Below are 9060 nucleotides of genomic sequence, written 5' to 3' on the forward strand. Positions count from 1 at the left end.
CCGCCGCGCTGCGCGGGCCGCCGGGGCCGGTGGCCGGCTCAGCCGCGGGGCAGCACGGCGGCCAGCACGTCCGGCAGGGCGTACCAGTCGGCGGTGGCGAAGCTCGCGTGCCGGGTGGCCAGCTCGCCGACCCGGGTACGGGCCTGCTCCGGCGTGGGCGAGGTGCCGTCGATCGCCGGCGGCACCTTGTGGGCGTCCGTCATGACCAGCAGGTAGTGGTTGCGGTCGTACCAGGCGGTGTCGATGTTCTGCCGCACGTAGCTGGCCGCGTCGCCGTCGAAGAGGACGAACCAGGGCCGGATCGTGGCGTCCGCGTACCGCTCGCGCGGGTCGCCGGCGCTCGCGCCGTGCACCGCGGGGAAGGCGGTGGCGCGCGGGAGTTCGTCGCGGGCGGCCAGGTCGCGCAGGTGGGTGGCGTACTCGCGGTCGGTCCACAGCTTGTCGAGCGGGTTGTTCTCCTCGACGGTGCCCGGGATCAGCTCGACCAGGAACTTGCCGGCCAGCGCGCTCCTGGTCGGCCAGCCCTGCTCGCGCACCGCCGCGTCCGCCGTGGCGTGGTCGCCCGTCAGGTCGGCGGGCCGGAAGAGGGCGTCGCCCAGGGTCCGGTCCAGCAGCGCGTCGAACTCGTCGGGCCCGCGGTCGCGCTTGTCGTAGAAGCCGTCCTTGAGCTCCACCTTGATCAGCACCGGCCGGTGGCCGGGGTGCGCGTCGTGCCAGGCCCGCAGGTCGGCCAGGCAGCCCGGCAGGTCGCGGTCGGTGCGCTGGCCGGTGCGGAGGTCGGCAGCCGATGCGGCGCCCGTGCAGTTGTTGTCGTTGCCCAGCGGGTTGCTGTGCGAGACCCGCCAGCCCGGCCCGAACGCATTGGTCCACACGTCCAGTTCGAGCAGCGCGGCGCCGGAGTCCAGCGCATCGGCGAGCCGGGGGTAGCTGCTCTTCTCGTACGCGTTGTGCACGCCGACCGACGTGGTGGCCGCGTAGGCGCGGTCATCGGCGTCCGAGCCGGCACCGGCCGGGGCGGTGCCCCCGACGAGCAACCCGGCGAGCGCCGCGAGCGTGACCGTACCCCGAACTACCGCCGTGCCCATGCCCGTTCCCCCGTCGTCTCCCGCTACCGCCCGAACGCGCGCCAGCGTACGGGAGGGCCGGCGGCTGCCACCAGGGCGGGGGCCGGGTGGTGCGGTGAGGCCTGGCGGGCGGCTCCGACGGGCGGCCCTGGCCGGTGGTCCGGGCAGGCGGTCCGGGCAGACGGTCCCGCCGGGCAGGTGTCGCGTTGACCCTCCACCGAACTGCAACTAACCTCATTACAGTTTCACCTGCCCCAGGGTCCGGACGCCCGGACCCCCGACGACTTCGCGTGGCGACGTATCGAGGCACCGACGCCTCGGCGTTGGGACGCACCACCCCGTCGGCGGCGCGACGACACACCACCCGATCGACACACGCCGACCGACAGCCGATCGACAGCGACAGGAAGCGACAGGAGGGGCATCGTGAGCCTCAGCAGCAGGAGTGCGGTGGCCATCCACGCGTTGACGCTGCTGGCCCGGCGGGCCGAGTCCTCGCTGGCCCCGCTGCCGTCGGCGGAGGCCGCGGAGAGCCTGGCGAGCAACCCGGTTCTGGTGCGGCGCATCCTGGGCAGCCTGCGGGACGCCGGCCTGGTGACATCGGTCGAGGGCCGCGGCGGCGGCTGGTCGCTGGCCCGCGACGCGCGCGAGATCACGCTCTACGACGCGTTCGCCGCCGTGGAGTCCGGCCCGATCCTGGCCCGGCACCCGCACCCGCCCAGCACCGACTGCGAGGTCGGACGCCATATGCGGGCGCTCCTGGAGACGGAGTTCGAGGCGGCGGAGCAGGCCCTGCGGGAGCGGCTGGGCCGGACCACCATCGCCCATCTATTGCACCGGGTGCACACGGTCGAGCGGGAACTCTCCACCGCTCCCCCGACCGACGCCCACTGACCCACCCCGCACCACCGACCACAAAGGGCGGAGGCAGCCCCTCCGCTCTTGCTTCAGCACCAAACTGCAACCATTTCAGTTTCAGTTTACGTTGCGCTTCACGAGGACCGCAGTTCACCAGGGAGGACGTACGACATGACGCCGACAACGACCGAACAGCCGCGCATCGCGGTGGTAACGGGAGCCGGGCGGGGCATCGGACTCGCGACCGTACGCGCGCTCGTCGACGACGGGTACGCGGTCGTCGCCGGAAGCCGCACCGTCACCGATGCGCTGGCGGAGGTGACGCCGGACGCCCTGGAGGTCGACCTCGGCACCCCCGAAGGCCCCGCGCGACTGGTTGAGTACGCGCTCAGCCGCCACGCCGGGATCGACCTGCTGGTCAACAACGTGGCGGGCGTCTCGTCGCCACCCGGCGGCTTCGCCCAACTCGACGACGCGGCCTGGCTCCACACCTTCGACCTGACGCTGATGGCGGCGGTCCGCGCCACCCGGGCGGCGCTGCCCAGCCTGCTGGCGCGGCGCGGCGCGGTGGTCAACATCAGTTCGGTCAACGCCAGGCTGCCGCAGCCCCGGCTGGTCGCCCAGTCGGCGGCCAAGGCGGCACTGTCCAACCTCGGCAAGGCGCTCGCGGAGGAGTTCGGGCCCGGCGGGTTGCGGGTCAACACCATCTCGCCGGGCCCGGTCCGTACGGACGTGTGGACCTCCCCCGACGGGCCCGGGGCGGCGCTGGCCCGGCGGGTCGGCCTGTCGCCCCAGGAGTTGCCGGCCTTCCTCGGCGCGTCGACCGGTCGGTTCACCGAACCGGCGGAGATCGCGGCGCTCGTGGTGTTCCTCGCTTCCGGGCAGGTCGCCAACATGAGCGGCGCGGACCTGGTGGTCGACGGCGGGCTGCTCAAGTCCCTCTGAGCGGCCCGCCGTCAGCCGGCCCGGCAGCGGTGCGCGCCGGCCGCGCCTCCCCGCCCGGCCAGGAGGTTGAGCGGCGGCTGATCTTCACGTGACGTACGGGCCACACTGGGGCGGGAGTTCACGACCGTGGAGGAACGCATGAACGTCACTCGCCGGCTGCGGCCGGTCCCGCTCGCGGCCACCGCGCTGACCGGGGTCACCGCCCTCTACCTGGCCCTGGTCGTGGTCGGCAACGTCACCGACTTCGGCACCAACCGGGAGTTCGTCCGCCACGTCCTGGCGATGGACACCACCTTCAAGGACGAGGACCTGATGTGGCGCGCGATCACCTCGCGCCCGCTCCAGGACGTCGCGTACGTCGCGATCATCTGCTGGGAGGCGGTGTCCGCCCTGCTCCTGTGCCTGGCCACGGTGCGGTGGGCGCGCGGGATACGCGGCGGCCCGGTGGAGTCGGCCCGTACGGGCAGCACGTGGGGGTTGGTGATGGTGCTGGTGCTGTTCGGCGGTGGCTTCATCGGCGTCGGCGGCGAGTGGTTCGCGATGTGGCAGTCCGAGGACTGGAACGGGTTGGACGCGGCCACCCGGAGCGTGGTGCTGGCCGGCGTCGCCCTGCTGGTGGTCCACCTGCCGCTCCGGGACGAGCGGACGCAGGACGGGCCACGGGGCGGGGAGCGGGGCTGACAGCGGCCGGGCGGGCGACGGGCCTGACCCGTGTGAGCCGCCTGCGTGGCCGGGCCGGGCGCCGGGCCGGGCCGCCCCACCGGCCCGGTTCGGATGATGCCGGGCGCTGCGCCGTGACCTCGGCACCGCCCGGGCGGATACGTAGGGCGACGCAGGACCACCGCAGGTCCGACGCACCGTCGAGGCGAGGAGACGCCATCATGTGGAACATGCCGAGGAAGCTGTCAGCGGCGGGGGCGACGCTCCTGGCCTCCGCGCTGCCGGCCGGGATCGCACACGCCGACGAAACGCACAGCAACTCGCACAACGCCCCGCGCATGGCGCTGATCTCCACCGGCCAGATCGACGACCCGATGGAGGACGTACTGGAGCACGCGGCCCTGCTCGGCCGCACCAGCACGGTCGACTGACCCCGCGGCGGGGGCAGGGGCGAGCCGGGAACGTTCGGGGGCGCCGGCCGGCGTGTGGGCCGGCGCCCCCGTCGTACCGGAGAGTGGGCCGGGCGGGGGTACGGCTGGCCCCCTGGCCGCGGCGTACGCGCACCGCGCGGACCGACCTACCGCCTCGGGGCTGTGGGGGGTTGCACGGCCGGGCCCGGCGCGGTGGACTCCGGTCATGACACGACGCGTCCTGTACCTCATCGCCTGTGCGGCGGGACCCACCCAGTACGTCGATGCGGGCATCCGCCAGGCCCAACGGGCCGGTTGGGACACCTGCCTGGTGTTGACGCCGTCGGCCGCCCGCTGGTGGGAGCCGCGGCTGCCGGAGTTGGTCGAGCTGACGGGGCATCCGGTGCGGTCCCACTACAAGCTGCCCACCGAGCCGGACGTACTGCCGTCCGCCGATGCCATGCTCATCGCGCCGCTGAGCTGCACGAGCCTCAACAAGTGGGCGGCGGGCATCGCCGACACCCTGGCCATCGGCCTCGTATCGGAAGGCGTCCACCTGGGCGTGCCCGTCGTGGCCATGCCGTGCTTCAACCAGGCCCAGGCGGCGCAGCCCGCGGTGCCGCGCAGCGTGCAGACGCTGCGGGCGCAGGGCGTCAGGGTGTTGCTCGGGCCCGACGGGTACGAGCCGCGTCCGCCGAAGCAGGGGGACCCCGCGGCGTACCCGTGGGACCGCGCCGTGGCGGCCCTGCCCGCGCTCCCCTAGCGAGCCGGTCCCGGCCTGCCGGTCGGCGCTGGCGGCGCAGGGGCCCGGGCCATGGCGAAGGGTGCGAGACGGGCCCCGTTGTCAGTGGGGGGTCATAGAGTGGGGCCACGGATTCGGCCTTGGGGAGGGGCGAACGGTGAGTGCGCACAGGTCCGTTCGGGCAGTGCTGAGCGTGGGGGTGGCGCTGCTGCTGCTGGTGGTGGGGTGTTCCGCGGGGGGCGGTACGCCGGATGGCGCGTCGTCGCAGGGCAGTCGGCCCGGCTCGGGGGCCGCGCCGGGCGGCCAGGACCCGGTGGCCAAGACGAAGCCGAGCCCGCGACCGACCGCCCCTGACTACACGCTGCGCCCCAGCCGGTTCCCCACCGACAGCGCGGGCGCGCTGCGGATGGCGCGCCGAATCGCTCTGGAACCAAGGAAGTTCGGCCCTGACTTCACTCGTGGGGAGCCCTTCGAGGACGACCCGCGCCGCTGGGCGGTGCTGGACTCGCGGTGTGTGTGGCAGCGCGCCGCGCTGCCGCCCCGGGTGCTGACCAGCCTGGCCCAGCACAGCGTGCTCCCGGCGCAGGGCGGCAAGGGCGCCGTCGAGGTGGTCTCGGTCATCTCCGTGCACCGGGACGTGGACAGCGCCGACCAGGAGCTCGCCACCACCCTGGAGGAGGTGCTGCGCTGTCCCAAGCAGCAGTTGAGCGCCGACGAAGAGGTCACCGGCCTGATATCGGCCAGCAATCCGTGGGGCAAGCGCGGCCAGCGGACCGCCGACGACCAGGTCTGGGAAATGGGCACCTACACCAACCACGGCACGGGTGACTCCACCCCGTACCTCTGGGGCACCAGCCGGCTCGGCACGGTCACCACATCGGTGACGATCCTGGGCGGCAAGGGCTTCGCCAGCGGCGTCCTGGAGAAGATGATGGCCGTCGCGTCGTCCGAGTTGGGCGCGAACGTCAAGCGCGAACTGGCCTAGCCAGGCGCCCGGCCGGGCGCACGCTGCTGGGCGCCCGCGGCCACCTCGCCGCGGGCGAGGGCTTGTGGTGACCGCTTTCGGTGACCGGAGGGCAAGGGACCCCGCTCATGCAACCGTTACGTTCCGACGATCCGTCGCGGATCGCCGACCACCGCCTCCTGGGCCGCCTCGGTGCGGGCGGCATGGGCGTGGTCTACCTCGCCCGCTCGCCGGGCGGGGCACTGCTCGCGCTGAAGGTGATCAGGCCGGAGTACGCGGACGACCCGGGCTTCCGCGCCAGGTTCCGGCGCGAGGTGGCCGCCGCCCGACGGGTCAGCAGCCGGTGGGCGGTGCCCGTCGCCGACGCCGACACCGAGTCCGCCGCGCCCTGGCTCGCCTCCGGCTACGTACCGGGCCCCGCCCTCGGCGAGGTGGTCGGCCGCTACGGCCCGCTGCCGGTCGACGGGGTGCGGGCGCTGGGGCACATGCTGGCCGAGGCGTTGGAGGCGGTGCACGGAGCCGGGCTCGTGCACCGGGACGTCAAGCCCGGGAACGTGCTGCTCGCCCTTGACGGGCCGCGGCTCATCGACTTCGGCATCGCCCGCGCCCTGGACGACACCGCCATCACCACCACCGACATGGTGATCGGCTCGCCCGGCTTCCTCTCCCCCGAGCAGGCGCAGGCCGCAGGCTCCGCGATCGGGCCGCCCAGCGACGTGTTCTCGCTCGGTGCCGTGCTCGCCCACGCGGCCAGCGGCCGGGCCCCGTTCGGCACCGGCGAACCGGCGGCGCTGCTGTACCGCACGGTGCACGACCGGCCCGATCTGGCCGGGGTGCCCGAGGACCTGTTGCCGCTGCTCGGGCGCTGCCTGGACAAGAACCCGCTGCGCCGCCCGACCGCCACCGCGGTGCGCCGCGCCCTGGTCCGCGACCCGCGCCGGGCGGACACCGAGGACTGGCTGCCGGCGCACGTCGTCCACCTGGTCGCCGCCCGCTCCATCGCCCTGCTGGCCCTGCCCGACCAGCAAGGCGGTCGGGATGAGCCAGGCGCACAGGACGCGCAGGACGTGCAGGACGCTCAGCAGAGGCCGCGCGAAGAAGACGAAGGGAACGGAGCGGAGGAAGGGAACGAACGCCACGGCCGGTCCGGCGCGCGCACGGTGACGCCGGCGGACCAGATCGGGGACGCGCCACCACAGTCGGCGTCCGATGCGGCCCCGGCCGCGGGGGCCGCTCCCGCCGCGCCCACTGCACCCGCCGCGCGCTCACGGCGCTGGTTGTTCGCCGCGTCGGGAGCCGTGGTGCTGGCCGGTGGGGGCGGTCTGGCCGCCTGGGCGGCCCGGCGCGGGTCGGCCGATGGTGGCGATGACGGGCCCGACCTTCCCGCGTACACGATCGGCGTGCACGGCGACTTCAGCGGCGCCCAGGCCGTCTGGGGCAAGGCGCAGCGCACCGGGGTGCAGTTGGCGATCGAGGAGTTCAATGCGGGCCGCGGCCGGCGGTTCGCGCTGCGGCTGAAGGCGGTCGACGACGGCGGACGGGTGGACCGGGCCGGTACGGCGGCGGCCGAACTGGTCGACGACCGCTCGGTGCTGGCCGTGATCGGGCCCGGCGTTGACGAGGTGGCGGTGTCGGCCGTCGAGGTCTACGACCAGGCGCTGTTGGCCACGGTGGCCGTCGCGCTGGGCACGGTGCGTCCGAACGGCGCAGCCACCAGGTCGCTGCTGCTGGCCCGCCCCGGCGACGCCCTCCAAGCGCTGCCCATCGTCCCGTACCTGACGAGCGGCGCCCCGGCGCGGCGGACCGGTCTCATCGATGACCGCAAGGCCGACAACTACAGTTGGTCGATCACCCGGGCGGTGGCCGGTTCGCTGCGGCTGGTGCCGAAGTGCGAGGTGGTGCCCCGGGTGTTGCGGACCGGTTCCGATGACTACGGGTCGATCGTGCGCTCCCTGCTCGCCCAGCGCGTCGACTCGCTCGTCTTCGGCGGCAAGGCGCTCGGAGCGGCCCGGGTCGCGCGCGCGGCGCAGCAGGCCGGGTTCACCGGCCCGCGGATCGCCACCCAGGCCGTGCTGGACCCGCTGTTCCTGAAGGAGGCCGGCTCCGCGGCCGAGGGCTGGGTGCTGACCTCGACGTTCATCGACCCGGCCGAGACGCCGGCGGCGGCGCCCTTCGTCGCGGCCTACCGCAAGCGGTTCGCCACCGCCCCGCCGTACCAGGCGGTGGAGGCGTACGACGCGGCCCGGCTGGTCATCCGGGTGCTGTCCAAGCTGCTGGCGGGGGCTGCCGCCGGCCCGCCGACGCGCAAGGCGGTGCTCGACGCGCTGCGCGCCGCCCGCTTCGACGGGATCTCCAAGAAGATCGCGTTCGACGCGACGGACGGCGACTTCAAGGGTTCGGACGGCACCTTCTTCTACCAGGTCAAGCGCGGGCGGTTCGACTTCGTCGGCGCCGCGGCGCTCGGGGAGGACTAGCCCGTGGAACCGCTGCGTCCGACCGATCCGTCGCACATCGGCGGCTACCGGCTGCTGCGTCGGCTCGGCGCCGGCGGCATGGGCGTGGTCTACCTCGGCCGCTCGCCCGGGGGCGGCCTGGTGGCGATCAAGGTGATCCTCGCGGACCGGGTCGACGACCCGTCGTTCCGGGTGCGGTTCCGCCGTGAGGTGGCCGCCGCGCGCCGGGTGCACAGCCCGTGGGCCGCCGCGGTCACCGACGCGGAGACCGAGAGCGACACGCCGTGGCTGGCCACCGCGTACGTTCCGGGCCCGGCGCTCGGCGAGGCGGTGGCCGCCTTCGGGCCGCTGGCGGAGCCGTACGCGCGGCAGCTCGGGGTGCGGCTCGCGGAGGCGCTCGCGGCCGTGCACGCGGCCGACCTCGTGCACCGGGACGTCAAGCCCGGCAACATCCTGCTGGCGCTCGACGGTCCGCGGCTGATCGACTTCGGCATTGCGCGCTCGGCCCAGGACACGGCGCTGACCGGCCTCAACATGGTGATCGGCTCCCCCGGCTTCCTCTCGCCCGAGCAGGCCCGCGCGCACGGGCCCGTGGTGGGGCCGGCCAGCGACGTGTTCTCGCTCGGCTGCGTACTGGTCTTCGCGACCAGTGGGCGCCGGCCGTTCGGGGCCGGCTCGCCGGCGGCGATGCTGTACCGCACGGTGCACGCCGAGGCGGAGCTGCGCGGCGTGCCCGAGGGGCTGCTGCCGCTGTTGGGGGCGTGTCTGGACAAGGACCCGGCGCGGCGCCCGACCGCCGCCGAGCTCGGTGAGCGGCTGGCCGTCGGGCTGCCGGGCGAGGGCGAGCCGTGGCTGCCCGAACCGGTGATCCGGCTGATCGCCGGCCGCTCGACCGAGCTGCTGGCGCTGCCCGCCATCGAGGCGACCGTGCAGGTTCCCGGCGAGGCGGTGCAGGGCGCGGCGC

At 74.5% G+C, this 9060-nt stretch carries 9 protein-coding genes; 8 read left to right on the forward strand and 1 reads right to left on the reverse strand.

The features are described 5' to 3' along the window. Window positions 1-38 precede the first annotated feature (38 nt). Window positions 39-1085 carry a phosphatidylinositol-specific phospholipase C domain-containing protein gene (locus AAHZ94_RS22000; RefSeq protein ID WP_349994698.1) on the reverse strand — a complete coding sequence of 349 codons (1047 nt, stop codon included), beginning with the start codon at window positions 1083-1085 and terminating at the stop codon, window positions 39-41. A 405-nt stretch (window positions 1086-1490) separates the two neighbouring features. Here AAHZ94_RS22000 and AAHZ94_RS22005 point away from each other — a divergent pair, with 405 nt between their 5' ends. The 8 genes from AAHZ94_RS22005 to AAHZ94_RS22040 all read left to right on the forward strand — a co-directional run. Continuing rightward, window positions 1491-1958 (forward strand): Rrf2 family transcriptional regulator, encoded by a 468-nt coding sequence (locus AAHZ94_RS22005; protein WP_349994699.1) that lies wholly within the window; start codon window positions 1491-1493, stop codon window positions 1956-1958. A gap of 135 nt (window positions 1959-2093) precedes the next feature. Continuing rightward, window positions 2094-2867: an SDR family NAD(P)-dependent oxidoreductase gene (locus AAHZ94_RS22010; RefSeq protein ID WP_349994700.1), complete on the forward strand. Its 774-nt coding sequence runs from the start codon at window positions 2094-2096 to the stop codon at window positions 2865-2867. Window positions 2868-3005: 138 nt separating this feature from the next. Continuing rightward, window positions 3006-3548 carry a DUF2165 domain-containing protein gene (locus AAHZ94_RS22015; protein ID WP_349994701.1) on the forward strand — a complete coding sequence of 181 codons (543 nt, stop codon included), beginning with the start codon at window positions 3006-3008 and terminating at the stop codon, window positions 3546-3548. 209 nt (window positions 3549-3757) lie between these two features. Continuing rightward, window positions 3758-3958: a hypothetical protein gene (locus AAHZ94_RS22020; RefSeq protein WP_349994702.1), complete on the forward strand. Its 201-nt coding sequence runs from the start codon at window positions 3758-3760 to the stop codon at window positions 3956-3958. A 205-nt stretch (window positions 3959-4163) separates the two neighbouring features. Then, entirely contained in the window at window positions 4164-4700 is a 537-nt protein-coding gene (locus AAHZ94_RS22025; protein ID WP_349994703.1) for a flavoprotein, read from the forward strand. A 163-nt stretch (window positions 4701-4863) separates the two neighbouring features. Further along, window positions 4864-5664 carry a hypothetical protein gene (locus AAHZ94_RS22030; protein WP_349994704.1) on the forward strand — a complete coding sequence of 267 codons (801 nt, stop codon included), beginning with the start codon at window positions 4864-4866 and terminating at the stop codon, window positions 5662-5664. 107 nt (window positions 5665-5771) lie between these two features. Beyond that, the gene (locus AAHZ94_RS22035; protein WP_349994705.1) at window positions 5772-8117 is read left to right on the forward strand and encodes a bifunctional serine/threonine-protein kinase/ABC transporter substrate-binding protein; all 2346 of its coding nucleotides are present in this window, start codon (window positions 5772-5774) and stop codon (window positions 8115-8117) included. A gap of 3 nt (window positions 8118-8120) precedes the next feature. Further along, window positions 8121-9060, forward strand: a 940-nt coding sequence (locus AAHZ94_RS22040; RefSeq protein WP_349994706.1) for a serine/threonine-protein kinase, incomplete at its 3' end; no start/stop codon positions are given.

The organism is Streptomyces sp. HSW2009, assembly GCF_040240285.1.
Lineage (GTDB): Bacteria > Actinomycetota > Actinomycetes > Streptomycetales > Streptomycetaceae > Streptomyces.